Annotated in this window: 26 protein-coding genes; 11 read left to right on the top strand and 15 right to left on the bottom strand. The window is 63.1% G+C overall.

The annotated features are described in order from the left end of the window. Positions 1–54 precede the first annotated feature (54 nt). On the bottom strand, positions 55–540 hold the full coding sequence (gene bfr, locus DZK26_RS03170; RefSeq protein WP_116898121.1) for a bacterioferritin: 486 nt from the start codon (positions 538–540) through the stop codon (positions 55–57). Between the two features lie 76 nt (positions 541–616). Next, positions 617–850, bottom strand: a complete 234-nt coding sequence (locus DZK26_RS03165) for a bacterioferritin-associated ferredoxin (RefSeq protein ID WP_116898122.1) — start codon at positions 848–850, stop codon at positions 617–619. A gap of 127 nt (positions 851–977) precedes the next feature. On the opposite strand from DZK26_RS03165, the gene DZK26_RS03160 reads away from it, so the two are divergent. Further along, the gene (locus DZK26_RS03160; RefSeq protein ID WP_116898123.1) at positions 978–2102 is read left to right on the top strand and encodes an EAL domain-containing protein; all 1125 of its coding nucleotides are present in this window, start codon (positions 978–980) and stop codon (positions 2100–2102) included. On the opposite strand, the gene DZK26_RS03155 is transcribed toward DZK26_RS03160, so the two are convergent. Genes DZK26_RS03155 through DZK26_RS03105 form a run of 11 tightly spaced genes read right to left on the bottom strand, consistent with a single transcriptional unit; the run spans position 2069 to position 10147 of the window. Further along, positions 2069–3103: a lipid A deacylase LpxR family protein gene (locus tag DZK26_RS03155; protein ID WP_116898124.1), complete on the bottom strand. Its 1035-nt coding sequence runs from the start codon at positions 3101–3103 to the stop codon at positions 2069–2071. The genes DZK26_RS03160 and DZK26_RS03155 overlap by 34 nt on opposite strands. Then, entirely contained in the window at positions 3087–4160 is a 1074-nt protein-coding gene (locus tag DZK26_RS03150) for a hypothetical protein (protein WP_116898125.1), read from the bottom strand. Before DZK26_RS03150 ends, DZK26_RS03155 begins: the two co-directional genes overlap by 17 nt. Further along, a complete protein-coding gene (locus DZK26_RS03145) occupies positions 4157–4558 on the bottom strand; it encodes a cytochrome c-type biogenesis protein (RefSeq protein WP_181918376.1) in 402 nt (133 codons plus the stop codon). The genes DZK26_RS03150 and DZK26_RS03145 overlap by 4 nt, the downstream gene beginning before the upstream one ends. 8 nt (positions 4559–4566) lie before the next feature. After that, positions 4567–5103 carry a DsbE family thiol:disulfide interchange protein gene (locus DZK26_RS03140; RefSeq protein WP_116898127.1) on the bottom strand — a complete coding sequence of 179 codons (537 nt, stop codon included), beginning with the start codon at positions 5101–5103 and terminating at the stop codon, positions 4567–4569. Next, positions 5100–7055, bottom strand: coding sequence for a heme lyase CcmF/NrfE family subunit (locus tag DZK26_RS03135; protein WP_116898128.1), 1956 nt, complete (start codon positions 7053–7055; stop codon positions 5100–5102). Before DZK26_RS03135 ends, DZK26_RS03140 begins: the two co-directional genes overlap by 4 nt. Then, positions 7052–7501, bottom strand: coding sequence for a cytochrome c maturation protein CcmE (gene ccmE / locus DZK26_RS03130; RefSeq protein ID WP_116898129.1), 450 nt, complete (start codon positions 7499–7501; stop codon positions 7052–7054). The genes DZK26_RS03135 and ccmE overlap by 4 nt, the downstream gene beginning before the upstream one ends. Next, complete coding sequence (gene ccmD, locus DZK26_RS03125) at positions 7485–7655, bottom strand: heme exporter protein CcmD (RefSeq protein WP_116898130.1); 171 nt, start codon at positions 7653–7655, stop codon at positions 7485–7487. The genes ccmE and ccmD overlap by 17 nt, the downstream gene beginning before the upstream one ends. After that, a complete protein-coding gene (locus tag DZK26_RS03120; RefSeq protein ID WP_116898131.1) occupies positions 7652–8407 on the bottom strand; it encodes a heme ABC transporter permease in 756 nt (251 codons plus the stop codon). Before DZK26_RS03120 ends, ccmD begins: the two co-directional genes overlap by 4 nt. After that, positions 8404–9060 (bottom strand): heme exporter protein CcmB, encoded by a 657-nt coding sequence (gene ccmB, locus DZK26_RS03115; RefSeq protein ID WP_258918354.1) that lies wholly within the window; start codon positions 9058–9060, stop codon positions 8404–8406. Before ccmB ends, DZK26_RS03120 begins: the two co-directional genes overlap by 4 nt. Before the next feature lie 8 nt (positions 9061–9068). Further along, a complete protein-coding gene (gene ccmA, locus DZK26_RS03110) occupies positions 9069–9674 on the bottom strand; it encodes a heme ABC exporter ATP-binding protein CcmA (RefSeq protein WP_116898133.1) in 606 nt (201 codons plus the stop codon). Continuing rightward, positions 9674–10147: a DUF3293 domain-containing protein gene (locus tag DZK26_RS03105; protein ID WP_116898134.1), complete on the bottom strand. Its 474-nt coding sequence runs from the start codon at positions 10145–10147 to the stop codon at positions 9674–9676. Before DZK26_RS03105 ends, ccmA begins: the two co-directional genes overlap by 1 nt. A gap of 116 nt (positions 10148–10263) precedes the next feature. Here DZK26_RS03105 and gor point away from each other — a divergent pair, with 116 nt between their 5' ends. From gor to DZK26_RS03085, 4 genes are all read left to right on the top strand, one after another. Beyond that, a complete protein-coding gene (gene gor / locus DZK26_RS03100) occupies positions 10264–11619 on the top strand; it encodes a glutathione-disulfide reductase (protein ID WP_116898135.1) in 1356 nt (451 codons plus the stop codon). Positions 11620–11649: 30 nt separating this feature from the next. After that, a complete protein-coding gene (locus tag DZK26_RS03095; protein ID WP_116898136.1) occupies positions 11650–15705 on the top strand; it encodes a S8 family serine peptidase in 4056 nt (1351 codons plus the stop codon). A 72-nt stretch (positions 15706–15777) separates the two neighbouring features. Then, complete coding sequence (locus DZK26_RS03090; protein WP_116898137.1) at positions 15778–16521, top strand: glycosyltransferase family 2 protein; 744 nt, start codon at positions 15778–15780, stop codon at positions 16519–16521. 74 nt (positions 16522–16595) lie between these two features. Continuing rightward, on the top strand, positions 16596–18167 hold the full coding sequence (locus tag DZK26_RS03085; RefSeq protein ID WP_147306650.1) for a hypothetical protein: 1572 nt from the start codon (positions 16596–16598) through the stop codon (positions 18165–18167). Here DZK26_RS03085 and DZK26_RS03080 read toward each other — a convergent pair. Both DZK26_RS03080 and kynU read right to left on the bottom strand, forming a co-directional pair. Continuing rightward, positions 18130–18837, bottom strand: coding sequence for a TVP38/TMEM64 family protein (locus tag DZK26_RS03080; protein WP_116898139.1), 708 nt, complete (start codon positions 18835–18837; stop codon positions 18130–18132). The two genes, DZK26_RS03085 and DZK26_RS03080, sit on opposite strands and share 38 nt — an antisense overlap. A gap of 6 nt (positions 18838–18843) precedes the next feature. Further along, positions 18844–20106, bottom strand: a complete 1263-nt coding sequence (kynU, locus tag DZK26_RS03075) for a kynureninase (protein WP_116898178.1) — start codon at positions 20104–20106, stop codon at positions 18844–18846. A gap of 114 nt (positions 20107–20220) precedes the next feature. Between kynU and queA the strand changes: the two genes are divergently transcribed. The 6 genes from queA (at position 20221) to DZK26_RS03045 (ending at position 26247) form a co-directional block, all read left to right on the top strand. Continuing rightward, entirely contained in the window at positions 20221–21240 is a 1020-nt protein-coding gene (queA, locus tag DZK26_RS03070; protein ID WP_116898179.1) for a tRNA preQ1(34) S-adenosylmethionine ribosyltransferase-isomerase QueA, read from the top strand. 38 nt (positions 21241–21278) lie between these two features. Continuing rightward, entirely contained in the window at positions 21279–22385 is a 1107-nt protein-coding gene (gene tgt / locus DZK26_RS03065; protein ID WP_116898140.1) for a tRNA guanosine(34) transglycosylase Tgt, read from the top strand. A 164-nt stretch (positions 22386–22549) separates the two neighbouring features. Continuing rightward, on the top strand, positions 22550–22882 hold the full coding sequence (gene yajC, locus DZK26_RS03060; protein ID WP_116898141.1) for a preprotein translocase subunit YajC: 333 nt from the start codon (positions 22550–22552) through the stop codon (positions 22880–22882). A gap of 54 nt (positions 22883–22936) precedes the next feature. Next, on the top strand, positions 22937–24796 hold the full coding sequence (secD, locus tag DZK26_RS03055; protein ID WP_116898142.1) for a protein translocase subunit SecD: 1860 nt from the start codon (positions 22937–22939) through the stop codon (positions 24794–24796). 16 nt (positions 24797–24812) lie between these two features. Then, positions 24813–25784 carry a protein translocase subunit SecF gene (gene secF / locus DZK26_RS03050; RefSeq protein WP_116898143.1) on the top strand — a complete coding sequence of 324 codons (972 nt, stop codon included), beginning with the start codon at positions 24813–24815 and terminating at the stop codon, positions 25782–25784. An 88-nt stretch (positions 25785–25872) separates the two neighbouring features. Further along, complete coding sequence (locus DZK26_RS03045; RefSeq protein ID WP_147306651.1) at positions 25873–26247, top strand: hypothetical protein; 375 nt, start codon at positions 25873–25875, stop codon at positions 26245–26247. Positions 26248–26310 lie beyond the last annotated feature (63 nt).

The raw sequence follows: 26310 nt of genomic DNA, 5'->3' as shown, positions 1-26310 counted from the left end.
CCGGAAGTCACTTCGATAGCAGAACTGACTTGCCTGTTCGAAACCGGTAGCGGATCAGCTGCCCGCTTCCTGCTCGCCCATATGCGACTGCAGGTAGCGCTGCTCGCCGATGCGGTCGATCAGTTCGAGCTGGGTTTCGAGGAAATCGGCATGGCCTTCCTCGTCGCGGATGAGGTGCTCGAAGAGCTCTCGGGTGGCGTAGTCGCCAGCCGATTCGCATTCCTTGACAGCGGCCTTGTACATGTCGAGCGCTTCATACTCGAGCTTGAGGTCGTTCTGCAGGCATTCGACCGGATTCTCGCCGATCAGGAGGTGGTCGAGATCCTGGAGGTTGGGCAGGCCGCTGAGGAACAGAATGCGCTTGATGATTCGATCAGCGTGTTTCATCTCGTCGATGGACTCTTCGTATTCCATCTCGGAGAGCTTCATCAGGCCCCAGTCCTCGTACATGCGGGAGTGGAGGAAATACTGGTTGATGGCGGTCAGCTCCGCCTTCAGGGCCTGATTGAGGATGTCGATGATTTTGGGGTCGCCTTTCATTGGTTCTGGTCTCGCCGATTGGATTATCCGTATAGGATAACGCCCGTGGCGCTTACTGGCCAGACAATGAAATCGCTCAGGCGGTTCTGGGCAGGAGAAGACTGGTGCCGGAGGGGTCGATAACGGGTATTACGGGGCTTGCGGGCCGCGCCAGCGATGCCTCGATGACGGCCTCGGCATGATCGTGGCAGCGTCCGCAAGTGCCCGAGCAGCCGGTCAGGGCCTGAATCTCGTTTAGAGTGTGATAGCCCTCGGCGACCAGATCGCGGATGGTTCGCTCGGTGACCGCATTGCAGACGCAAACATACATGACTGAAGAATCTCATGAATGCGAATCATTGTCAATACCATCCACTCGAGGGACGCCTTGCCCACCTCGCTTGCGCTGGCCAGCCAATACGCGGATACTGCTCAGCAGAAACCGCGCAGGGGGTTGAATGACTCAGCGTTTCTATCTTGAAAGTTCCGGCAAGGACTCGAACTTGCCGCGACATATCCATCTCGACGAATTGCCGGCGACTGTTGGCCGTCATTCCGACTGCCTGATCCAGCTCGCCGTCGATCGTCTGTCTCGAATGCACGCGCGCTTCGATCTGGACAACAACGTTCTGACCGTGGAGGATCTGGGCAGCACCAACGGCACGTTCGTCAATCATGCACGCGTCGTTTCCCCGACCCGGCTTCAGGTCGGAGACGTGCTTCATCTCGCCGACCACGAGTTTCGACTGATGGCCGATTCACTGGCGGACGAGATGGGTGTCTCGCGAACGGGTGAGGAGACCGTCGTGGGTATGCCGACACTGCCCAGAGATTTTCCGCTGCATATGCCGGCATTCTTCGAATTGCTCGAAAACCGCCAGGTGACTGGCTACGGGCAGCCGATCGTGACTGCGGCGGGCGAACTGTACGGACTGGAACTACTCGGCCGCAGCGAGAATGCGATGCTGGATGAAGGGCCGGGACAACTTTTTGCGTTGGCGGCTGCGCTCGACACCGAGGTTCGTCTCAGTCAAATCCTGCGCAATCGCTGTTTCGAGCTGGCCAGTGCAGCCGGGTTGCGTCTGCCGCTGTTCTTCAACAACCACCCGGCCGAATGCGATGACATGGTCGCGCTCATGGACGAACTGCACAGATTGCGGGCCGAGTATCCCGACCTGGATCTGGTGTTCGAAGTGCACGAGTCGGCCGTGACCGATCTGGGCGCCATGGCCGAAGTCAAGCAGGAGCTCTCCGGCATGGACATCGCCTTAGCCTACGACGATTTCGGTGCCGGACAGGCGCGCTTGCTGGAGCTGGTCGAAGTGCCGCCGGACTATCTCAAATTCGACATGGGGCTGATCCGGGACATGACGGATCGCGATTCGCCGCGCTATCGCCTTCTCGCCGAACTCAACCGCATGATTGCCGGGATGGGAGTCAGTACCCTGATCGAGGGGGTGGAAGACGAGACGACGGCCGAGCTGTGTCAGGAGATCGGTATCGATTACATGCAGGGATTTCTGTTCGGGCGTCCGCAGCCGCTGGATGCCTACCACCAAAGCGAGAACGACAGCGCGCCGTAGGTTTGCCCTTCGACTTGGCCCACGAATTCACGGGTTCTCCATACTTGTGTGTAGGCCAGGCGCAACGGCCCGCGGGTGTAGACCAGGCCGCCGAATACCTCGCCGATATTCCGCTTTCGACTGACGCCGTCGACGCCACCGAATGTATTGCCCTCGATGAACAGGTCCCTGAACACCCGTCGGCCTTCCACGCCCAGGTAGAGGTACCAGGACGGTTCCCGGCTGGGCATGAAGTATCCGGCTCCCGAGATTGATGGCGTGATCCGGGGTGGACCATAGCCGCGCGGGAGATTGTGGCCGGCTCGCAGGAAGCCGCCGGCGGCCACGTGGGTGTGCGCATTGCCGAGCATGAGCCCGCCGATCCAGGTCGCATCCAGGCCGACGCCGCCGGGCTCTTCGTCCCCGATGGTGAAGAACCGCCTGATACGATCATAGCCGACCTGCAGCGTGGGTTCGTTGCGAATCTGGGTGTCCCAGCCGATCGGCTCCGGTGAGTCGATGGCCGAGTGAATGGCTTTCTGTATTTCCTCGCCGTACGCCAGGGGACCGACGACGCCCAGGCCGACCTGTACCCGGTCAGCGCCGCGTTCGCTGGTCGTGCCGGTCGCGAATTGCACGTTCAGCCAGGCGGCATAGGGGCGATCGTCCGGCGGGAACTGCGGGTTGTCGATATCCCTAGGGGTGTAGAGGTTGTGGCTGATCGACAATCGGTACGGCAGGGCGTCGGCGTCATCAATGCCCGGAAAACGCCGTGCTACTTCTTCCAGCCATGATGGCGGGGTACGCACCTGGCCGATGCGCGAGAGTCGAATTCCGTTGGTGTAGTAGCGATCTTCGTCGACAAAGATATCGTTTTCGTACTCGACGATCCAGATGGCGTGTTCTTCGAGATTGTCGTTATTACCGTCGGCCGAGCCTTCCTGGCCGGCGGCATGGATGGAGATGATCAGAGAAAGAGCGGCCGCAATCCCCCACCAAGCGGTCCTACCGGACCTTGTCAATGGTTACCTCCGCGCGGATACTCCCGGATTCGACGGGCAGTATATCGCTTTGTCCCTCGAAGTCACCCGCCGCGGGCGTGGCATTCCCGCTGAACGAGACCCGGGCAGTCACCACCACGTTTTCGGCCGAGGAAAGGCCGCTGCCCGCCATCATGGCATCGCCGTCGTCGATGGCCAGTTCGGCCGGCAGCTGGTCGGCCCGCATTCTCCGTACGGCCAGCGGCGGCCCGCCGGCGGGGCGGCGTACGGCTACGAAAACCGTTTCATCGCCCTCGAGTTGCTCCGCAAGCGCTTCGTCGATGCGGATCGAGAGCGCCAGTTCGGGGCTCCCCGCCGACTCGCTATCGGTCGTTGCCCCGGTTCCGGCCTCGCCCGCCGCCTCGCTGCCGGACGTTGCTCCCGTTCCGGCGCCGCCGCGCATCGCTCCGGTTCCGCGCCCGCCGGATCGAGCGGCTGCCAGGTGTTCTTCGACCGTGCCACGCACGTTGCTGTCGTTCGGCAGCACGGCGAGCAGGCGCTCGAATCGATCGACGGCAACTGGCCAGGCTTCCCGCTGGAAGGCATCCATGCCCAGCAGCCACAGTGCCTTGTGGCTACCGGTTTCGGCGGCCTCCTCGAGTAGCCTGCGCGCTTCCCGGGGAAGCTGGCGCTCACCCGAAGCGTAGAGCAGCGTTTCACCCAGCTCGGCCTTGATAAAGTCCACATCGTTGTCGATGTAGAGGGCCCGTCGGAAGGCATGCTCGGCCGAGCTGAACTCTTCCAGGCTCTTGTAGGCCAAGCCCAGCCGGGCCCAGTGCTCGGGATTCTCCTGTTCTCGCAGGGCGCGTTGCGCGAGTTCAGTGACGGCCGAGCGGATCTCACCGGTTTCCCCGGTGTCCGGGTCGACGGCATTCGGCATGCCGACCAGGAGATAGACCGACAGCGTCACCGCGGGTACGAAAACGATCGCGCCGACGATCATGGCCCTGTGGCGGCTACCCACGAGGGGTAGCACGACGAAGGCGAGTGCCAGCAGCACCGCGCCCGCGGTGATGATAAGAAAGACCGGATTGCTCAAAGCGCTGTTCTCCGTTTGCGAATGACGATGACGGCGGCGACCAGGCCGATCAGCAGCAAGGCGACGGGGCCGCCCCAGAGCAGTATCGTGTGACCGGCTACCGGTGGGCGGAAAAGGACGTAGTCGCCGTAGCGTTCGACCATGAAGTTGCGGATTTCCTGATCGCTGCGCCCCTCCTGCAGCATGCGGAATACCTCGTCGCGCAGATCGCTGGCCAGCGGCGCGTCCGAGTCGGCCAGCGACTGGTTCTGGCAGACCGTGCAGCGCAATTGCTCGGCCAGCGACTTGAAGCGTTGCCGCTGCACCTCACTGTCGAAATCGTAAGGCTCGATCGCCGACCCCAGCGCCAGCAGTGGCACCAGGGCCAGAACGAGGGCCCACTTACTGACAACTGACAATTGACAACTCACTGTGCTTGCGCCTCCAGTTCCATGATTCTTTGCATCAAATCCGCAAAAACCGTTGCGTCTATTGGCCCGACATGCTTGTGGCGGATGATGCCCTCGTGGTCGACCAGGAACGTCTCGGGAGCACCGTAGACACCCAGGTCGATAGCAACCTTGCCCTTGAAATCGACGACGTGCCGGTCCCAGGCATCGCCGAAGCGGCCAATCCATTCGAGCGCGTCTTCGCGCTCATCCTTCCAGTTGAAACCGATCAGATCGATTGGCGCTTCGCGCCCCAAGCGTTCGACGAACGGATGTTCGACCCTGCAGGCCCAGCACCAGCTGCCCCACACGTTGAGGATGAACGGCTCGCCGAGCAAGTCGGCCCGGCTGGTGATGGTGTCGGGATCGTGCAGCCCGGGCAGGCTGAATTGCGGCACGGGCTTGCCGACCAGTGGCGACTGCACCACCTTGCGCTCGTCGCCGGTCTGCAGGCTGGCGACGAGCAGTGCGACCAGCGCCAGGAACACGCCCAGCGGGATCAGCATTCGGATCATGCCGTCGCCTCGGCGGCTGCCGGCGCCGATTCGCGCGCCTTGCGCTTGCCGCGATAGCGACGGTCGCTGGCAGCAATCAGTCCACCCAGACCGATAAGCACGGCACCGCCCCAGATCCAGCGCACGAAGGGCTTGATGTGCACGCGAATGCTCCAGGCACCGCTTTCGCCAAGTTCCTCGCCCATGGCGACATAGAGGTCTCGGAATACGCCGGGCTTGAGCGCGACTTGCGTCATGGTTTGTCCACCGCGGTGATAGTGCCGTTTTTGCGGTGCCATGCGCGTGATTTCGCGGTCGCCGCGGTGAATACTGAAGCGCGCCTCGTCTGCACGCCAGTTGGGGCCCTTGACCTCTACGACTTCGTGCAGCGTGAAGCGGTAGCCGGCCGCCTCGACGGTCTCGCCCGGGGCGATGCGCACATCGCGCTCAAAAGTATGGGCCTCGACCATGGCGGCACCGATCAGGAACACGCCGGCACCGGCATGGGCAAGCACCATGCCCCACTGGTGCCGGGCCAGGCCCGAACGACTGGCGCGGGCGGTGCGCAATCCGAAGGTCGCCGCACCCCCGATCAGCCAGAAGCCGCCGATCCAGCCGGTTACCGCACGCAGGCTCCATGATTCCAGCCAGGCGCATACGAGCAGCGCGGCGACGATCGAAACGATGGCCGCGGTCGCCAGCGGGCGAACGACGCGCATGAAGCCGTCGCGTTTCCAGCGTGTCAGGGGGCCGAGCGGAACCAGCAACACGACCGGCGTCATCAGCAGGATGAACATGGCGCCGAAGTAGGGCGGGCCCACGGAAATCTGGCCCCATCCCATGAAGTCGATGATCAGCGGATAGAGCGTGCCCAGCAACACCATGGCGGCCGAGACGGTGAAAAAGACATTGTTGAGCAGCAGCGCGGACTCGCGGCTGACCCAATCGAAGCCTTCACCGGTCATGATGCGCGGCGCGCGCAGTGCATACAGCGTCAGTGCCCCGCCGGTGACGATCCCCATGAAGACCAGGATGAACAGGCCGCGTTCGGGATCGTTGGCGAAAGCGTGCACCGAGGTGAGCACGCCCGAGCGCACCAGGAAAGTGCCCAGCAGCGACATCGAGAAGGCCGCGATGGACAAAAGTACCGTCCAGGCCGGGAAGGCGCCACGCTTTTCGGTGACCGCCTGGGAATGAATCAGGGCGGTGCCGATCAGCCAGGGAATGAACGAGGCATTCTCGACCGGATCCCAGAACCACCAGCCGCCCCAGCCGAGCTCGTAGTAGGCCCACCAGGAGCCCAGCGCGATACCGAAGGTCAGAAAGGACCAGGCCGCCAGGGTCCAGGGGCGCGACCAGCGTACCCAGTTGCGCTCGACCTTGCCGCCGATCAAGCCCGCAATGGCGAAGGCGAAGGCCACTGCGAAGCCGACGTAGCCCATGTAGAGCAGCGGCGGATGGAAGATCATGCCCACGTCCTGCAGCAGCGGATTGAGATCACGGCCGTCGATGGGCCCGGGCAGGATGCGTTCGAACGGGTTGGAGGTGAACAGGATGAACAGCAGGAAACCGACCGAGATCATGCCCATCACCGACAGCACGCGGGCGGTGAAGGGCCGCGGAACCGAGCGGGAGAAGGCGGCCACAGCCAGCATCCAGCCGCCGAGCAGCAGCATCCACAACAACAGCGAGCCCTCGTGGCTGCCCCATACGGCGGACAGGCGGTAGTACCAGGGCAGCAGCAGGTTGGAATGCATGGCCACGTAGCTGACCGTGAAATCATGCCGCAGGAAGGCGACCGCCAGGGCCGCGAAGGCACCGGCGAGGAACACGAACTGTCCGATGGCCAGCGACGGCGCCAGTTTCATCAGGGCCTCGTTGCCGCGCTGCGCGCCGACCAGCGGCAGCACCGACAGCAGGGCGGCCAGCACCAGGGCGAGGATCAGGGAAATTTGTCCGAGTTCGGCACTCATTGCTTCGAAGCCTCCGGAGGATGGCCGGCGGATTCCAGCGATTTCATGACTTCCGGCGGCATGTAGTTTTCATCATGTCGGGCCAGCACTTCGTTGGCGTGGAAGTGACCGTCCTGGTTGAGGCGGCCGTGGGCGATCACGCCCTGGCCCTCGCGGAAGAGGTCGGGCAGGATGCCTTCGAAGCTCACGGGCACATCGTGGCGGCCGTCGGTGACGGTGAACCGTACCGACAGGCTGTCGGGATCGCGCTGCACCGAGCCGGCAGCAACCAGGCCGCCGAGGCGGATCTGCTTGTCCTCGGGTGCGGCAGCCGCGTGCACGTCGGTCGGGCTGACGAAATAGAGCATGTTGTCATTGAGCGCGGTGAATGCCACGGCGGCGGCCGCACCCACGCCCAGGACAAGCAGCGCGACGATGGCGAGTCGTTTCTTACGCGTTGGGGTCATCGTAGTTTCCGCTTTGTAGGGCCAGTTCTTCACGCAGTTCGGCGAGAATTCGCCGCCTGCGCAGGCGTGGCTGGATGAACTGCCAGACCATGATAACGGCGAACAGGCCGTAGCTGGTCCAGACGTAGAAGGCGTAGTCGAGTTCGGGAATCATGCACTCTCTCCGATGAGTTGGCGAATCCAGTTCTTGCGCCGGTCCTGCTCGAGCAGGTCGTTACGGGCGCGATCGAGCATCGCCGCGCCGAACATCAGTTTCACGCCGATCGTCATCCAGATCAGCGGCGGCAGCATGCTCGGATGCATACGCGACTCGCCCAGCAGCCGGATGGTCGCGCCCTGGTGCAGCGTGGTCCACCATTCAACCGAGAAGTGAATCAGCGGAATGTTGACCAGGCCCACTAGCACAAGGATACATGCCACCCGTGCGCCCTTGCGTCGATCCTCGAAGGCGGCGTAAAGGCCCATGATGCCGAGATAGATGAACAGCAGCACGAGCATGGAAGTCAGGCGCGCGTCCCACGCCCACCAGGTGCCCCACATTGGCTTGCCCCAGAGCGAGCCGGTGGCCAGGCACAATGCGGTGAAGGCCGCGCCGACCGGGGCGGCGGCCATGGTCATGATCTCGACAGTGCGGATCCGCCAGATCAGGGCGATGGCCGCGAGGATCGCCATGATTACGTAGCTGGCCATGGCCTGCCAGGCGGCCGGAACGTGGATGAAGAGAATGCGGTAGCTGTCACCCTGCTGGTAATCGGGCGGGACAACGTAGAGTGCGTAGTAAAGACCGATAGCTGCGCAGAGCAGAAAGCCGGCCCATAACCAGGGTGATAGCACCCGGCAGAGCTTGTGAAAGGTCGGTGGGGAGCCTAGGCGATGGAAGCCCACTTTCAGGCGATGAAAGATCATTCGATGTTCAACCTCAGAGCAGCAGTGGTGGCCAGCGGAACCAGCGTGACGGCCAGGATCAATAGTGCCGCAAGCAGACCCAGGTGTGCTCGCGCCGAGAAACCCTCCGCGGCCGCGGTGATCCCGCCTGTCGAGAATATCAGTACCGGGACCACCATCGGGAACACCAGAATGGACAACAGCACGCTGCCTCGGTTCGTTCCCAGGGTCAGGGCGCTGGCCAGGCCGCCGACCAGGCTGAGAATGGGGGTGCCGATGAGCAGGGTGAGCATCAGCGTTCCGAGTGCCCGGTCCGGAAGGTAGAGCATTTCGGCGGCCAGCGGCGCGAAGACGATCACCGGTACGCCGGTGATCAGCCAGTGGCTGAAAAGACGCGTGACGACCAGCGCCATGGGCGAGGTCGCTCCGACCCACCACTGCTCCAGCGTGCCGTCCTCGAGGTCGGGCCGGAAGAGTTGTTCCAGGGCGAGCAGGCTGGCGAGCAAGGCGGCGACCCAGACCATGCCGGGTGCGATGCTTGCAAGCAGGTTGGGGCCGGGGCCGACGCCCAGCGGCACGAGAATGATGACCGCGAACAAGAAGATCAGCGGCATGAGCGATTCGCCGCCATGACGCAGTGCCAGGCGCAGGTCGCGTTTGAGCAGGGCGCTCATCTGGGCAATCATCCCGCCCCCTGTACGTGGTGCCGGACGAGCAGGGTATTCGGCGCGGCCTTGAGCTCGGGCTGGCGCTGGTGGGTCGAGAGAACGACCGAACCGTCGCGTCCGAGCTGTTCGATCAGCAGGGCGTCGACCAGGGCGCAGCCGTCGTCGTCGAGGCTGGCGTAGGGTTCGTCGAGCAGCCAGATTGCGGCCGGCGCGACCAGAAGGCAGGCCAGTCCCAGGCGGCGCTTCTGGCCGGCCGAGAGCGCGCGTGCCGGTCTCAGCCCCAGGCCGGCCAGGCCGACTCGAGCCAGGGCGCGGCTGTTGCTCAAGCCGCTGGCCGTAGCGTGGAAGCGGCGGCGAAAATCCAGATTTTCGCGGCAGCTCAGGTCACCCTTGACCGCGGCCAGATGACCCAGGAAGGCAACCGGAGCATGGCGCTCGACGGTGCCGGCACTGGCACGCAGAATGCCGGCGAGCAGCCGCAACAGGGTGGTCTTGCCCGAGCCGTTGGTGCCGCGCACGACCAGGGCCTGCCCCCCGGCGAGTGAAAGATCCACCGGCTCGAATACGGGTTCGCCGGCACGTGAAAAGGTTGCCTGGCGTGTCTCCAGCAGGGTACGCATCAGTTGACCCGCCGGGCCCAATCGGGCAGGGTTTGCGGCCATTGACTGCCGTAGAGGCGAAGCACGGCGGGCTCGCCGGTTCGGCCGGTGACGATGGCGGCTTGCTCGAACCGCTCGGCCAGGCCGTCCAGTTCGGGCAGGTCGGCGTCGACGATCAGCAATGCTTTTTCGTCTGGCCAGGTGCCGCAGGGATCGCGGTTGACCGCCGGATGCACTTCCCAGCCGCGCGCAGCGACCGTATCGAGCAGGTCTTGGTGGCGTTTACGGTTTGCCGATTCGTCGACCAGGCGCGCCCGGGGATTGAAAGCTGTGACGACAGCCCAGGGACGACCCGCCAGTGCAGCATCCAGGCTCTTGTGTAACCGACCGGGATGAAGCATGTACTGACGGCCGTCAATTCGAGCCTCGTAGTCGGTGGCCAGGAAGGCCTGCAGAAGCCTCTCGGGCGTTTGTTCGGCAGTGTCGGTATGCATCGGCTGGAAGAAATTGACCGGTTGTAAGGGTTGGTGACGTAGTATTTTACAGCGTGCTACAAGCGCGACATGACTTGAGTCAAACACACTGGATTGAATTCGCTACTGGATGAGAAATGCCCAGCTTTGATTATGACCTGTTCGTGATCGGTGCCGGTTCCGGCGGCGTTCGTGCATCGCGCATTGCCGCCGGCCACGGTGCCTGTGTGGGTATCTGCGAGGAGTCGCGTGTCGGCGGCACCTGCGTGATCCGGGGCTGCGTGCCCAAGAAACTGCTGGTCTTTGCCTCGCAGTTTTCCGAGCATTTTGCCGATGCGGCCGGTTACGGCTGGGATGTGGGTGAGTCGTCCTTTTCCTGGCCGGACCTGATTGCCGCCAAGGATCGTGAAATCGATCGACTCAACGGTGTCTATCACATGCTGCTGGACAACGCCGGGGTCGACCTCTTCGAGAAGCGTGGTCGTCTGCTCGATCGGCACACCGTGGACGTCGGCGGGCAGCGTGTGACGGCTGACAAGATCCTGATCGCCACCGGCGGCCGGCCCTGGGTGCCGGATATTCCCGGAGCCGAGCTCGGCATTACCTCCGACGAAGCCTTCCATCTCGAATCCCTGCCGAAGCGCATTCTGGTCGCCGGGGCCGGTTATATCGCGGCGGAGTTCGCTGGCATCTTCAACGGCATGGGCAGCGAGGTCACGCTGGCGTACCGGCGCGATCTGATTCTGAGGGGGTTCGACGACGACGTTCGCAAGACGGTCGAGTCGGGCATGCGCGGGCGCGGCATCGATATCCAGTATCATTGTGCTCCGGCGCGTCTGGAGCGAAGTGGCGACGGCATCGCGGTGACATTTTCGGATGATCGTGTTGCGACCTTCGACTGTGTGATGTTCGCCACAGGGCGCTCGCCCTATACCTGGGACCTTGGCCTGGAAGACGCGGGTGTGCGCACCGGTGCGGAAAATCGCATCGAGGTCGACGAGTACAACCGCACGAGTGTCGACAACGTCTTCGCCGTGGGCGACGTGACCGATCGCCTCAATCTCACGCCCGTGGCCCTGATGGAAGGGCATGCCTTTGCCGATACACAATTTGGCGGCATGGACCGTCCCGTCGAGCATTCCAATGTGCCGGCGGCGGTATTCAGCCAGCCGCCGGTGGGCACGGTGGGGCTGACCGAATCCGAGGCGAGAGAGCGCTTTGACGACGTTCACATCTATCGGTCGTCTTTTACGCCGATGAAATATACTCTGAGCGGTCGAAAGGAAAAGGGCGTTATGAAGCTGGTGGTCGATGCCGTCAGTGATCGGGTGCTGGGTTGCCACATGGTCGGCCCGGATGCGCCGGAAATCGTCCAGGGGTTTGCCGTGGCGGTTCGCGCGGGCCTCACCAAGGCTGACTTCGACCGCACCGTCGGCATTCATCCGACCAGTGCCGAAGAGCTCGTCACGCTCCGGCAGCGGGTCGTTGACTGACGTGATGACTGAGATAGAGGCGAATTGAAAATGAGAGTAGCTCTTCGATACCTGCTGGCGGCTTGTCTGCTTGCCCTCGCCATGACGGCGTCTGCAGCCAAGGACTCCTTCCGGATCCCCAATCAATGGATCGTTGAACTGGATTCCCCACCAACGCTTGAATTCACGGGTTCGCAAGCCATGCAGTTGCAGTCGGCCGACGGCAAGTCCGCCAAGGGCCTCGCTGCGACGGCACCTTCGGTCACTGGAGCGCGCAAGCTCGATGTCGAGTCTCCCGAGGTACAGGAGTATGTCCAGCATCTGGATGCGAAACGACAGGCGGTGATGACGCGTGCGGGAGAAAGGCTCGGGCGCGAATTGCGTCCGAAAGCGGTTTTCCGCCACATCCGGAACGGTTTCGCGGCCGAGATGAGCGCCGACGAAGCGCGACAACTGGAAAAGCTTTCGGGTGTAAAGTCGGTGCGGCCGGACGTGGCCTATCCGATGTTGCTGGACGAAGGGCCCGGCCTGATCGGTGCCCCGGCGCTTTGGAACGGAATCACAGATGCCGGAATGTCGCGCGGCGAGGAAGTGGTCGTCGGTGTGCTCGATAGCGGCATTAATTGGGAGCATCTATACTTTTCCGATGATACGGCCCATACCAACGGCTACGAGTTCACCAATCCGAAAGGCCGGCAATTCGGGGAATGCTCCAACGCGAGCGTGCCCTGCAACGATAAACTGATCGGTGTCTACAATTTCGCCGATGAAGGAACCAACGGCCGCGACCCCGAAGGCGAGGGCCATGGCACCCACGTGGCCTCCATCGCGGCCGGTAACCGGTGGCGCTTTTCGCTGCAGAGTGTGCCCAACCACTCATTCAACACTTCGGGCGTGGCGCCCAACGCCAATATCATTTCCTACAAGGTTTGCTTCCTGGAGCATCCGGATGATGATGAGCTGGATGGAAAATGTGTCGGTAGCGCCGTATCCGAGGCGTTGGACCAGGTGATTGAGGACGGTGTCGATGTCGTCAACTATTCCGCCGGAGGCGATGAGGAGAATCCCTGGCAGCACCTTCAGGCCTTCCTTAATGTTCGCTCGGCGGGCATCCTTTTCGTCACTTCGGCGGGCAACTCCGGGCCGGGGCGGGGCACCATCTCATCGCCCGCGAACGCGCCCTGGGTCATGGCTGTGGCCAGCAATACGCATCGCCGTCGTGTAGGCAATCGGGCACGCGTGGCCGGGATCAGCGATATTCTCGTCGAACCGGGCACCGGCCCGGAGATTGAAGAGGACGTTTCAGGCCCGGTGATCGTGGCTGATGAGCTGGGCTCAGACCTGTTCGGTTGCGAGCCCTATCCGGACAATTCGCTCGATGACGCCATTGCATTTATTCAGCGTGGGGATTGCACCTTCGAGGCCAAGGTCGAGAATGCCACCGACGCGGGCGCGGCCGCCGTGCTGGTGTTCAACAACGTCGCCGGTCCGGCCATCGTCATGGGTGGACTCGAGGAGACGACCATTCCCGCCGCGATGATGACGCGAGCACGGGGTGAGGCAGCGCTTGATTCGATCAGGAACAGTGCTTCGATGCCATCGGCCACGATGTTCTCGGAACGGGCGGCCGTGACCGATGATGAGCTCGAGGATATTGTGTCCACGTTCAGTTCCCGCGGGCCGGTCCGGGAATCCCCCAATGTGCTCAAGCCCAACGTCAGTGCGCCGGGGCAGTTCATCCTGGGCGGGTTCGTGCCGGACGAAGATTCGCTCGCCTTCCTCAGCGGCACGTCCATGGCCAGCCCGCACGTGGCCGGCGCGGCCGCCCTGCTCAAGTCGCTCAATCCGGACTGGACGCCCGATATTCTGCAGTCGGTTCTGGAGACGACCGCCGAAGTGGAAGGTATGACCTTTAACGAGGGTCCAACGACCGCTCTGGACCGTGGCAATGGCCGCATCCGCGTCGACCTGGCCGCCGAAGCCGGTTTATACCTACCGATCAGCACAGCGGAGTTTGAGGATGCCAATCCCGCAAACGGTGGCGATCCCGGCCAACTCAACCTGGCCGGTGTTTACTCCGAGGACTGTGCGCAGGAGTGCCAGTTCACGCGCACGGTCAGGGCACTGGGTAACGACAGTTGGACCGTCAGTGTGGAAGGCGAACTGGATGTCGAGGTCGAGCCCGAAAGCTTCGAACTGAATGAAGGTCAGAGCCAGACGCTGACCATTACGGTAAACAGTGGCCGGATGCCGCTCGGCGCCACCCCCGAAAGCACTGTCGTGTTGCGTCCCGCGGGCGATCACTCGACGCAGAGATTGCTGGTCGCGAGTACGCGAAGCACGGATCTCGAAGTGACTGCGAATCGCGGCCGGACCAGCATCGCGATGCCAGCCGAATCGGAGCTGCCCGAGGCGGTCTTCCGGACCAGCCCCCTGGTCAAGCCGACGCGTGAATCGTTCGCTCTGGTGCAGGATACAACGTCCAGTGATCCGTACTCCGGCACGGACGGACGCAAGACATTCCTGCTCGATACCAGTGAAAACAGCCTGGTGCTGTTTGCGGAAGTCATCAGTTCGTCTGCGGCAGATATCGATCTGTTCGTGGGTTTCGACGAAAACGGCAATGGTGTGGCCGAGGAGTCGGAGGAAGAGTGCAGGTCGACCAGCCCGAATGAACTCGAAGACTGCCTGATCAAGATGCCGCAAGCGGGGCAGTGGTGGGTGCTGGTGCAGAACTGGGAGGCGTCGGCTTCAGGCATGGAAGACTCCGTGGAGCTGGATCTGGCGGTGCTCGATGCCACTGATGATCCCAGTTTCGTTGCCTCCGGGCCGGGCAGGCACGACGGTGGACCTCTGAACATCGACCTGTATTGGGATCAGCCGGCAATGCTTCGAGACGAGCGCCGGATCGGCGTCGTCGGCTTTGCCAGCACGCCGGATTTACTGGCGGATATCGATGCCGTGCCGGTGTTTGTTAGCCGAACGGGGAGCAATACGCCGCAGTCGACGGCCCTGTTCGACGGCGAGACGCGCTCGGTGGTCATACCGGGCAACATGGCCCATGACCTGCTGTTCATCGACGTTCCGCCGTCGGCAAACGGCCTGGAGATCGATGTGCAGGGCCAGACCGGAGTTGACGGGGCGCTTTACCGCCTCGACCATGCCGATATTGCTGGGTTCGCACCGGATACGCCGCCGGCACCGGTCATTGGTTCGCTGGTTTCCGGCAGTGGTTCCGGCGACGGTTTCAGCCTGGATTACTCAGCGGGCATCGGCAGTACATTACCGGCCGGCCGCTACTACATCGTGCTCGACAACACCAGCACCCAGGAGCGACGTGTCGACGTATCGGTATCGATCGTCGAAAGCGACGAGGCTGCATTGTCTCGCTTCGGTCTCTACAGCCCACGCGATCGGGTGATCAACCAGGGTTTTGAATGGAACGCCGGCGCGGCCGGTCTGGTGGTCTGGTACAGCTACGACGCGGACGGTGTGCCCGTTTTCTACAATGCCGTCGGCTCCATCGACGAGAGTCGTTCGACCTGGTGGGCGGATCTGCTGCGGACGACCAGCATCGGTGTGCGCAATAACATTGACACGGTCGGCCGCCTGGGTATCACGTCCCTGGGCGAGGAGGACATGATCGTCTCCTGGCGGCTCAATGGTGCCCACGGTTCCGAGCGACTGGGGCCGGACAGCGCGACCACCTGTCCGACCGTCGGTGGCGAGCCCGTCAGCTATACCGGCCACTGGTTCGCACCCGGCCAGGCTCAGGGCGGCACGACGGTCATCGTCAATGATTCCTTCCAGGCGCAGGTGCGTTACTACTTCGATGATCTCGGCGTCGGTCGCTGGGTAATCAGCAACGCCCGGTCCGGGGATGGACCGCTGGCGGAAGAACTGGATCTCCTCGAATTGCGCGGATTCTGCCCCAACTGTACTGAAGGACCGGTGACAATCGAGCAGGTCGGCACGTACACGCGCATTTTCGAAGACGAGGAAAGCGCGACCGAGATCGTCGAGTTCGAGTCGGGTCCACCCTTGAACCAGGCCTACTCGACCGAGGTCGAGATCGAGAAGCTTTCGGTCCGGCAGGCATGCCAGTAAGGGCAGCGGCAACCGTCCTGGCCGGCGGTTGCCGTCATTCGGTTTGATATCTGAACCGGCAAGAGGGTCCAGATGATCCGGGATCACAAGGTCGTGGTGGTCATGCCCGCCTACAATGCCGCCAGAACGCTCGAACAGACGCTGGCGGAAGTGCCGCGCGATGTGGTCGACGCCATCGTCCTGGTCGACGATGCCAGTCAGGACGACACTGCTGATCTGGCGCGCAGGCTGGGGATCGATCACGTCATAAGTCACGACGAGAATCGCGGCTACGGCGGCAACCAGAAGACCTGTTATCGCACCGCGATGGATCTGGACGCTGACATCGTGATCATGCTGCACCCGGACTACCAGTACAATCCGCGCCTGATTCCGGCCATGGCGGAGCTGATTGCCAGCGGGCTCTTTCCCGTGGTGCTCGGGTCGCGGATTCTCGGTGGTGGTGCCATCAGCGGTGGCATGCCGGTGTACAAGTACGTCGCCAATCGCCTGCTGACGGCTTTCCAGAACCTCTGCACTGGCGCCAAGCTGTCCGAGTATCACACCGGCTATCGGGCGTTCTCCGGTAAGCTCCTTGCGGAACTCGACCTGGAAGCCAACTCCGACGACTTCGTATTCGACAACCAGGTTCTGGCGCAGGTCCTGGCCCGGGGCTTCCGGATCGGCGAAGTCACTTGTCCGACTCACTATTTCGGTGATGCTTCTTCGATCAACTTTCGCCGCTCGGTGACTTACGGGCTTGGCGTTATCGGGGTTTCCCTGCAGCACCTGATGGGTCGTACTGGCCTGATTCGTTCCCGCTTTTTCGACTCGTGACGGCCGGATCGATCCAGCCAGGGCGTCCGCTCGCGCTTTTTGTCTGGGTGGCTGTTGTGGCGGCAGGCGCCTGGTTGCGCTTTTGGCAGATTGACATCCAGATTCTGCTCGATGACGAGTGGCATGCACTGCATCGCCTCATGCAGGCAGGCTATGCCGAGATCTTTCTGTCTTTTGGCCATGCAGACTACACGATTCCGCTGACCCTGCTGTTCCGGGGCTTGGCCGATTCCATCGGGCTTTACGAATGGCAGATGCGCCTTCTGCCCATGGTTTTTGGATTGGCCGCGATCGTGATTGTGCCCACCTTGCTCAGGCCGTGGTTGCAATCAGCCGAGAGACTGAGTCTTGCCGCGCTCATCGCGGTATCACCCCTGTTGATTCATTTCTCGCGCTTCGTGCGCCCGTATGCACTCGTGGTGTTGCTCGGGTTTGCAGCGATGATTCTGTTGTGGCAGTGGTGGCGGCATGGCGGCCGCGGGCGGGCCATCGGTTTCTTCCTCTGCGCCGTCACCGCTGCCTGGCTTCATCCGCTGACGACCCTGTACACGGGAACGGCGCTGACCTGGTTCGCCATTGCCGGCATTCATCGCTGGTATCGGGCCGGTGAGTCACGCCCGTTCTGGTCCGTGATGGCGCTGGGCGGACTGACGACGGCCGCCTGCAGCGCCCTGATCCTGCCGCCGTTGTTGGCGGACACAGCGTCGATTGCGGTCAAGGCCGGGAAGCACTCGATCGAACTGCAGACGCTGATGCGAACCTGGGAGATGGTGCTCGGTATCGGCAGTCCCTGGCTGGCCGCAGTGTTGGCCGTGCCGGTAGCCGTCGGGGCGCGCATCCTGTGGCTGCGGGATCGAAGTTTCCTGTGCTTCTGGCTGGTACTGACCCTGGTTTCGGGGGTAATCATCCAGCTTCTGGGGCCGGAATGGGTTCGCAATGCCCTGGTGCTGGTGCGCTACACCGTGATCTCCATGCCGCTGGTTCTGGGCCTGCTGGCGATCGGGCTGGTCCGGATCGTCGCGCTTTGTATCGATCGATTGCGTTGCCGCCGTGTCTGGATGTTCCCGGCTTGCGCTGCCGTGGTGGCAGGGCTGTATCTTGCCGGCCCGCTGCCGGCGACCTACAGCGGTGTCAATCAGTTCACCAACTCGGTGAGATACCAGATCGACTACAACTTCGAGCGCAGCATCTTCCATTCCATCATGTCGCCCCTGGAGATCCCGGACTTCTACAACAAGATAGCCAACGAGCCCGGGCAATGGCGGCTGATCGAGGCGGCCTGGCATTTCGAAACGCACTTCACGCCGATTTCCCAGTACCAGCGGTCCCACCAGCTTCCAATTCAGATCGGCATGATCAGCGGTCTTTGTACCGACTGGACCTGGGGTGAGCTGCGGCCGGAAAGCGAGCTTGATATCGAGCTTGGTCGTTTCGTCTTCCTGAGCGACGTGCTGCAGGCTGAAGATGAAATCAATCGATTCGTGGTCTTTCCACTCAGCAACCCGTTCGAGCATGAGCGGCGTCCGCTTCCCGACCTCCAGCCCTGCATCGAGGCGTTCGAGGCGCACACGGGCGCACCCTGGCACGAGAGCGAGGACTTCGTCGTTTTCAGGCTTCCGGCGTCAGGCCGGGCAGGCGGTTCCTGAACAGCCAGGAGATGGAGACCAATACGACCACGCCCAGCATGGGCAGACCGATCTGGGGTTTGAGCAGAATGGTCGGCGACATCACTTCCTGGGCTTCGAGCAGGGTATCCAGGCCCGAGCCGACCCCCGCGTAGACGATGGCCGAGGGCGTGAGGCCGACCAGCGAGGCAACCACGAAGCGGACGAAATCGATGCGGGTGATGGCCGCCCCGGCGTTGACGGCAAAGCAGGGGGCGACAGGCACGATCCGCAGCAGCGTGACGTAAAAGACAGCGTTGCGATCCATGATTTCGAGCGCGGTTCGGGTTCGCCCCTTGCGCAGGAAGGCGCTGTCCTCACGCACGCCCAGTAAACGCATCAGGGTGAAAGTAAGTATCGCGCCCAGCGTCATGCCGGCGAGTGCAGCCGCGGAGCCGACCCAGGCACCGAACAGGAAACCGCCGGTAATCGTGAACGCCGTCGCCAACGGTAATGTAATCGTGATCAGCACTGCGAATGCCAGGATGTAGACGACCACGCCCGGCCAGAAATGCGTGGTGACGACGCCCTCCAGCTGTCCGAGCAAGCGCAACACCTGTTCCTGGCCCACGTCGGTCAATGCCACCGCGAAAGCAAGCACGATCGAAATCGCCAGTGCGACCAAGGCCAGGGTGATCGGTTTATGCTGCATGATCGATCAGCGTGTGTCGGCGGCAAGCAGTTTGCCGGTCAGTTCGACGAAGCGTTCCACGTCTTCGCGGTTGTTGTAAAGCGGTGCGGGGGCGGCCCGGATGATGTCCGGTGCGCGCCAGTCGCATGTGACACCGTGGGCTTCGAGGCGTTCAAAAAGTCGGCGGCCGGCGGCCTCGCCGGCATGCAGGCGCAGCGACAGCTGACAGCCGCGTCGGTGCGGTTCCAATGGCGTGACGATATCGATCTCGTCCTCCAGTTCCTGCTGGAGGAGGTGCGCCAGGTAGCCGGTGAGTTCCAGAGAGGCGTGGCGGAGCGTTTCGATGCCGCCGGCTTCCTCGAACAACTGCAGCGATGCGAGCAAAGGCGCCGTGGCGAGGATCGGCAGGGTGGAGAGCTGCCAGCCGGCCGCGCCCGCCTCGGGGCGGAACCGCGGCCGCATCTGGAAGCGCGTGTGTACGTCCTGGCCCCACCAGCCGGCCAGGCGGGGGCCGTCGAAGTGGGCGTGCCGTTCGTGCACGAACAAGCCCGCGATGGCGCCCGGGCCGGCATTGAGGTACTTGTAGCTGCACCACACGGCGAAATCGGGGCCGTCCTCGTGCAGGTTCAGCGGCACGTTGCCCACGGCGTGGGCCAGGTCGAGGCCGACGGCCGAACCGGCCTTTTGCGCGGCCCGGCAGATTCTTGCGGTGTCGAAGACCTGGCCGGTGGCGTACTGTACGCCCGGCCAGAGCACCAGGGCGACCTGCTCGCCGTAGCGCTCGAGATAGTCCTCGACATCCTCCTCGTGCAACAGGCCGTCGCGTCGCGGGGCCAGTTCCACCACATCGTGTTCCGGGTCCAGGCCATGCAGGTGGACCTGCGAGGCGACCGCATAGCGGTCGGAGGGGAAGCTGCCTTTCTCCATCAGGATGCGCCGGCGCTTGCCCCGCGGCCGGTAGAAGCTGATCAGCATCTGGTGCAGATTCGCGGTCAGGGTGCCGGTCGCGACCACTTCGATATCGCGCGCCCCACACAGGCCTGCCAGTGGCGTGGTCAGAAGTTCGTGATATTCCGTCCAGGCCGTCGGGCCGTCGAAGTGGCCGGCGACACCCAGCCTCGCCCAGCGCTCGAGTTCGCTGTCGACGGCATCGGCCGCGGCTTTCGGTTGCGCGCCCAGGGAGTTGCCGCACAGGTAGATACCCGGCTCGCCACTGCCGCCGTCGGGAATCCGGAAACGGTCGCGGAACTGGCCTGGCGTGAAGGCGCTTACGGGCCGGGTATCGGTCATCTTGCGGGCAACCATTCTAGGAAAAGGCAGGATATCCGGATTCACCGCGTTCTTAAAGATGCGAGTCGACGGGGCGGTGCCGCTACAATGGCGCTCGGTTCGATGGACACCCCCATGAAGGTTTCCGACTTTCAATTCGATCTGCCGGAGCAGCTGATCGCGCAATACCCCTTGCCGGAGCGTTCGGCCAGTCGGCTTCTGCATCTCGAGCGCGAGAGCGGTCGCCGGCATGATCGGCAGTTCGCCGATCTGCCCGGGCTGCTCGCGCCCGGGGACCTGCTGGTGTTCAACAACACGCGCGTGATTCCGGCCCGGTTATGGGCGCGCAAGGAAAGCGGTGGTCGGGTCGAGATCATGGTCGAGCGCGTGGTGGACGATCGTGAGGCGGTGGTCCAGCTTCGTGCCAACCGCAAGGTGTCGTTCGGAACTCGATTGTTCGTCGACGGCGAAGCCGAGCTGGAGGTGCTGGGGCGCGAGGAGTCCTTCTGGCGTCTGGGGATCGTTGACGGACCCGGCTGGTCGGCCCTGCTCGAAGCGGCCGGCCACATGCCGCTTCCGCCCTACATCGAGCGCCCTGACGAAGCGATGGACGCCGAGCGCTACCAGACGGTTTATGCCCGCGTACCCGGTGCGGTGGCCGCACCCACGGCGGGACTGCACTTCGACGAAAGGATCTTCGAGCGCCTGGATGACATGGGCGTGGCACGAGCGGAGTGTACGCTGCACGTCGGTGCCGGCACCTTCCAGCCGGTGCGCGTGGACGAGGTGACCGAACATCGCATGCATGCCGAATGGCTTTCGGTTTCACCCGAGCTGGTGGCGGCCGTACAGGCAGCGCGATCACGCGGGGGGCGGGTGGTGGCGGTCGGCACCACGGCCGTGCGTGCCCTGGAGACGGCGGCGGCCGAAGGCGAGCTGGCGCCCTTTGCCGGTGACAGCAGACTGTTCATCTATCCCGGCTACGAATTCCGGGTAGTCGATGCGATGATTACCAACTTTCACCTGCCGGGGTCAACGTTGTTGATGCTGGTGAGCGCGTTCGCCGGACGCGAAAACGTACTGGCGGCTTACCGCCATGCCGTCGAGCAGGAATATCGTTTCTTCAGTTACGGCGATGCGATGTTCATTGGGTGAGTGTGAAGTGTGAAGTGTTAAGTGTGAAGTGACTAACGATGCGGTTTGAGCTTTTGGGAGCCGATGGCGAGGCGCGGCGGGGACGGTTGACGTTCGAGCGGGGGACGGTGGAGACGCCGGCCTTCATGCCCGTGGGGACCTACGGGACGGTCAAGGCGATGACGCCCGAGGAACTGCGCGGGATCGGCGCGGAAATCATTCTGGGCAACACCTTCCACCTGATGCTGCGTCCCGGCACCGATGTGATCGCCGCCCACGGCGACCTGCACGATTTCATGGGCTGGGACGGGCCGATTCTGACCGACTCCGGCGGCTTCCAGGTATTCAGCCTGGCCGAACTGCGCAAGATGGATGAAAAAGGGGTGACGTTCGCCTCGCCGGTGGACGGCTCGAAGGTCTTTCTGGGACCCGAGGAATCGATGACTGTCCAGCGCGCCCTGGGTTCTGACATCGTGATGATCTTCGACGAGTGCACCCCGTACCCGGCCACCGAACAACAGGCCCGTGATTCCATGGAGCGTTCCCTGCGCTGGGCCGAGCGCTCGAAACAGGCGCACGCCGATAACCCGGCGGCCCTGTTCGGTATCGTCCAGGGGGGCATGTACCCGGATCTGCGCCGCCGTTCGGTCGAGGGGCTGCGGGAGATCGGGTTCGACGGCTATGCCATCGGCGGCCTGAGTGTCGGCGAGTCGGAAGGCGAACGCGAGTCGATCCTTTCGACGACCTGTCCGCTGCTGCCCCGGGACGTCCCCCGCTATCTCATGGGCGTCGGGCGCCCGCAGGATCTGGTCGCGGCGGTCGCACGCGGCATCGACATGTTCGACTGCGTGATGCCGACGCGAAACGCCCGCAACGGCCACCTGTTTACCAGCCGGGGGGTGATCAAGATCCGCAATGCGCGGCACGCGCGCGACACCGGGCCGGTCGATCCCGACTGCGACTGCTATACCTGCAGCCGATTTTCGCGGGCCTACCTCAAGCATCTCAACAAGTGCAACGAAATTCTCGGCCACCGACTGGCGACGATCCACAACCTGTACTACTACCAGTCGCTGATGCGGCGCATGCGCGAGGCGATCGAGGCGGGGCGTTTCGACGAGCTGGCCACCGAGCTCGAAGCGGGCTGGTCCGGGGAATATTCCTGACCCCGCCCAAACGGGCACGAAACGCCGCCCCCGAATGATAAACAAGTGTTTCATGGCCAGATGCTGTGGCCGCATCGGCCTTCCTGTGCAATAATTGCGCGTTTGTATCCGTGGTCAACGGACCCCAGATAAGCTCAGACGCCAACAGACCGAAGGAATAATCTATGGATTTTCTGATCTCGAGCGCCATGGCGCAGGATGCCGCGGGACAGGCGCCCTCGATGCTCGGCAGCCTGCTGCCACTGATCCTGATCGTCGTCATTTTCTGGTTCCTGCTGATTCGTCCGCAGATGAAGCGCAACAAGCAGCACCGCGAGCTTGTCGCCGGCCTGTCGGTGGGTGACGAGGTGGTCACCGCCGGCGGCATGCTGGGAAAGATCACCGAAGTGGGCGATAGTTTCGTTTCCATGGAAGTGGCCGACGGTGTCGTGATCAAGCTGCAGAAGCATTCCGTCGCCCAGGTCGTGCCGAAGGGAACAACCGACTCATCCGAATGATCCCCTTGTCGCGTTCGTCCGCAGCAAAAACCAGAATCAACGACTGACCAACTCATGAATCGATTCCCACCCTGGAAGTATGCCCTGCTGATCATTGTGCTCGGCCTGGGCTTTGTCTACGCCCTGCCCAACATCTTTGGCGACGATCCCGCCGTTCAAGTCTCGTCTTCGCGCGGGTTCGATCTGCAGCAGGAAATCGTCGGACAGGTCGAACGGTCACTCGAGTCGGCCGGGGTCGAGCACGGCCCCGTCGATTTTTCGTCGCAGCGAGTACTGGTTCGCTTCGACGATACGGATCGCCAGTTGCGCGCGGCCGATGCGCTGCGGGATTCATTCGGTGACGACTACGTGGTGGCGCTCAACCTGGCGCCCGCGACGCCGTCCTGGCTGTCGGCGCTGGGAGCCGAGCCGATGGTGCTGGGCCTCGACCTCCAGGGGGGCGTGCACTTCCTGATGCAGGTCGACATGGACGCCGCCAAAACGCAGCGGCTGAACAGCTATGTCGAATCCATTCGTGGCCTGCTGCGTGATGCCGGTATTCGTTACCGCTCGGTTCGCGCCTCCGGCGAGCGCGTGGTCGCCGAACTGCGTACTGAGGAACATCGCAGCGAGGCGCGCGAGATTCTCGAGCGCGAGCTCGAAGGCCTGGCCCTGGAGTCGGTCGATTCCGAACGGACTTACAACCTGCGCGGCACGATCACGGAAGAATTCCTGCAGGAAATCCAGCAGAGCGCGCTGGAACAGAACATGACCACGCTGCGCAACCGCGTCAACGAGCTGGGCGTGGCCGAACCGGTTATCCAGCAGCAAGGCGCCAACCGCATCGTGGTGCAGCTGCCGGGTGTGCAGGATACCGCCCAGGCGAAGCGCGTGCTGGGCGCGACGGCCACGATCGAATACCGGGCCGTCGACGAGGAGAACGACCCCTACGAGGCCGAGCGCACCGGACGGGTGCCGCCGGGCTCGAAGCTCTACGAGCATCGCAATGGCGAGCCGATCCTGCTCTCGCGCGAGGTCATCGCCTCGGGCGAGAACCTGATCGGCGCCGCCGCCGGTTTCGACCAGCAGTCGGGCCAGCCCAACGTCGTGGTCACGCTCGACGGCGACGGTGCCCGCCGCATGCTCGATCACACCAGTGAGAACGTCGGCAGGCGCATGGCCGTGGTCTTCATCGAGTACCGGCCGGAAACGCGGATGGAAGACGGCGAGGAAGTCCACACCACCCGGCGGGTCGAGGAAGTGATTTCCGCCGCGGTCACGCGCGAGCCCCTGGGCAAGCGCTTCCAGACCACCGGCCTGGGGTCGGCGACCGAGGCGGCCCAGCTTGCGATGCTGCTTCGTGCCGGTGCCCTGGCCGCACCCATGCAGATCATCGAAGAGCGAACCGTGGGCCCGAGTCTCGGCCAGGACAACATCAACCAGGGCGTCCAGTCGGTCATCATCGGCTTTGTGCTGGTGCTCATCGTCATGGCCGTCTACTACAGGGTTTTCGGCCTGATCGCCAACCTGGCCCTGACGGCCAACCTGGTGTTGATCGTCTCGTTGCTGTCGATGCTCGGCGCCACGCTGACCCTGCCGGGGATCGCCGGGATCGTGCTTACCGTCGGCATGGCGGTTGACGCCAACGTGCTGATTTTCGAGCGAATACGAGAAGAGCTGCGCAATGGCAATACGCCGCAGGCCTCTATCCGGTCCGGCTATGAGAAAGCCTTCTCGACCATTGCCGACGCCAACGTCACCACGCTGATCGCGGCGATCGTGCTGTTCATGTTCGGCACCGGGCCGATCAAGGGCTTTGCCGTGACGCTCAGCCTGGGCATCGTCACGTCCATGTTCACGGCCATTCTCGGCACGCGCGGTGTCGTCAGTCTCATGTACGGCGGCCGCAAGCGCGTCAAGTCACTGGCCATCTGAGGAGCCCTGAATCGTCATGGATATCATCAAGAGCGACACCAAGATCAATTTCCTGCGCTTCAGCAAGGTTGCGCTGGTCATTTCGGCGCTGGTGCTGATCGCGGGGATCGTCTCGTTGTCGACCCGCGGTTTGAATTTCGGCCTCGACTTCACCGGCGGCACGTTGATCGAGCTGCATTATCCCGCGGCACCGGAAATGAACGAGGTCCGGCAGACCCTGGAGCAAGAGGGTTTCGAGGAGTTCGTCGTTCAGACTTTCGGTACGGCCAGCGATATCGTCATTCGCATTCCGGTCGCCGACGACGGCGAGTCGAGTGCCGATATCAGTACCCGGGTACTCGAGGCGGTGTCGGAACAGACACCCGACATCGAAATGCGTCGGGTCGAGTTCGTCGGCCCGCAGGTCGGCCAGGAGCTGGCCGAGCAGGGCGGGCTGGCGCTGCTCTACGTGCTGATCGGCGTGATGATCTACATTTCCTTCCGTTTCCAGTGGCGCTTCGCCGTCGGTGCGGTCGGCGCGCTGATTCACGATGTGTTGCTGGTCGTCGGCGTGCTGTCGATGTTCAAGGTCAGCTTCGATTTGACCGTGGTAGCGGCGATCCTGGCCGTGATCGGCTATTCGCTCAACGACACGATCGTGGTCTACGATCGCCTGCGTGAGAATTTCCAGACGCGCCGCAAGGGAACGCCGGCCGAGTTGACCAACCTCTCGATCAACCAGATGCTGGGCCGGACGCTGATGACCTCGCTGACGACGCTGCTGGTGCTCGCGGCCCTGTTCTACTTCGGCGGCGAGATCATTCACGCCTTCGCCTTCACGCTCATCGTGGGCGTGATCGTGGGCACCTACTCTTCGGTCTACGTGGCCGGCAGCCTGGCGGTCAAGCTGGGCGTGTCCAAGATGGACCTGATGCCGGTGCAGAAGGAAGGTGCGGACCAGCCCGACCAGGAGATCCTGCCCGAGCGCTTCCGTAATCGGGAAGCCTGAGATGCGGGCCGCAAACGCTATCGTGGTGTGCTTGCTTTCGGTACTCGCGGCCGTCAGCACATCGGCTGCCGCGAAGCCGGATCGATATATGGTCGAGATGGAATTGTGGATCGAGGGCGAGCAGCGCGGCACCCCCATGCTGGTGGTCGAGCCGGGAGAACCGGCGACGGTCGAGGTGAGCGACGCCACGGGAGAGAGCGGGTGGAAGATCGAACTCCTGGTCGACCCACCGATTGCCTCCGAAGGGGCCCCGGTCGGCTCCATCTGGCTGAACCTGGCTGTCCAGGAACGGCGTGAAGGTGAATGGGAGCTGCTGACGGATTCCTTGTTGGGTGTGCGCGAAGGTCGGACCGGCACCATGACGCTGGTCGAGTCCGGTGTCGATGAGGCAACGCGAGAGAACAGCCTGGTTCACCTCACGGCACGGGCCTCGATTCTGCGCCCCTCGGAAACCACTAACTGATCACCCCGGGCGTTGCTGGCATTGCAAGGCTGTTATGGCGTAATCTGAGGTGCCTACCCGCAC

Source organism: Wenzhouxiangella sp. 15190, from assembly GCF_003417465.1.
GTDB lineage: Bacteria > Pseudomonadota > Gammaproteobacteria > Xanthomonadales > Wenzhouxiangellaceae > Wenzhouxiangella.
This window is presented reverse-complemented; position numbering and strand designations above follow the sequence as displayed.

Bases quoted from the DNA above. Each gene is read 5' to 3' on its own strand.
- bfr (WP_116898121.1), bottom strand. From the start codon at position 540: ATGAAAGGCGACCCCAAAATCATCGACATCCTCAATCAGGCCCTGAAG.
- DZK26_RS03165 (WP_116898122.1), bottom strand. From the start codon at position 850: ATGTATGTTTGCGTCTGCAATGCGGTCACCGAGCGAACCATCCGCGAT.
- DZK26_RS03160 (WP_116898123.1), top strand. From the start codon at position 978: ATGACTCAGCGTTTCTATCTTGAAAGTTCCGGCAAGGACTCGAACTTG.
- DZK26_RS03140 (WP_116898127.1), bottom strand. From the start codon at position 5,103: ATGATCCGAATGCTGATCCCGCTGGGCGTGTTCCTGGCGCTGGTCGCA.
- DZK26_RS03135 (WP_116898128.1), bottom strand. From the start codon at position 7,055: ATGAGTGCCGAACTCGGACAAATTTCCCTGATCCTCGCCCTGGTGCTG.
- ccmE (WP_116898129.1), bottom strand. From the start codon at position 7,501: ATGACCCCAACGCGTAAGAAACGACTCGCCATCGTCGCGCTGCTTGTC.
- ccmD (WP_116898130.1), bottom strand. From the start codon at position 7,655: ATGATTCCCGAACTCGACTACGCCTTCTACGTCTGGACCAGCTACGGC.
- DZK26_RS03120 (WP_116898131.1), bottom strand. From the start codon at position 8,407: ATGATCTTTCATCGCCTGAAAGTGGGCTTCCATCGCCTAGGCTCCCCA.
- ccmB (WP_258918354.1), bottom strand. From the start codon at position 9,060: ATGAGCGCCCTGCTCAAACGCGACCTGCGCCTGGCACTGCGTCATGGC.
- ccmA (WP_116898133.1), bottom strand. From the start codon at position 9,674: ATGCGTACCCTGCTGGAGACACGCCAGGCAACCTTTTCACGTGCCGGC.
- DZK26_RS03105 (WP_116898134.1), bottom strand. From the start codon at position 10,147: ATGCATACCGACACTGCCGAACAAACGCCCGAGAGGCTTCTGCAGGCC.
- gor (WP_116898135.1), top strand. From the start codon at position 10,264: ATGCCCAGCTTTGATTATGACCTGTTCGTGATCGGTGCCGGTTCCGGC.
- DZK26_RS03095 (WP_116898136.1), top strand. From the start codon at position 11,650: ATGAGAGTAGCTCTTCGATACCTGCTGGCGGCTTGTCTGCTTGCCCTC.
- DZK26_RS03090 (WP_116898137.1), top strand. From the start codon at position 15,778: ATGATCCGGGATCACAAGGTCGTGGTGGTCATGCCCGCCTACAATGCC.
- DZK26_RS03080 (WP_116898139.1), bottom strand. From the start codon at position 18,837: ATGCAGCATAAACCGATCACCCTGGCCTTGGTCGCACTGGCGATTTCG.
- kynU (WP_116898178.1), bottom strand. From the start codon at position 20,106: ATGACCGATACCCGGCCCGTAAGCGCCTTCACGCCAGGCCAGTTCCGC.
- queA (WP_116898179.1), top strand. From the start codon at position 20,221: ATGAAGGTTTCCGACTTTCAATTCGATCTGCCGGAGCAGCTGATCGCG.
- tgt (WP_116898140.1), top strand. From the start codon at position 21,279: ATGCGGTTTGAGCTTTTGGGAGCCGATGGCGAGGCGCGGCGGGGACGG.
- yajC (WP_116898141.1), top strand. From the start codon at position 22,550: ATGGATTTTCTGATCTCGAGCGCCATGGCGCAGGATGCCGCGGGACAG.
- secD (WP_116898142.1), top strand. From the start codon at position 22,937: ATGAATCGATTCCCACCCTGGAAGTATGCCCTGCTGATCATTGTGCTC.
- secF (WP_116898143.1), top strand. From the start codon at position 24,813: ATGGATATCATCAAGAGCGACACCAAGATCAATTTCCTGCGCTTCAGC.
- DZK26_RS03045 (WP_147306651.1), top strand. From the start codon at position 25,873: ATGGTCGAGATGGAATTGTGGATCGAGGGCGAGCAGCGCGGCACCCCC.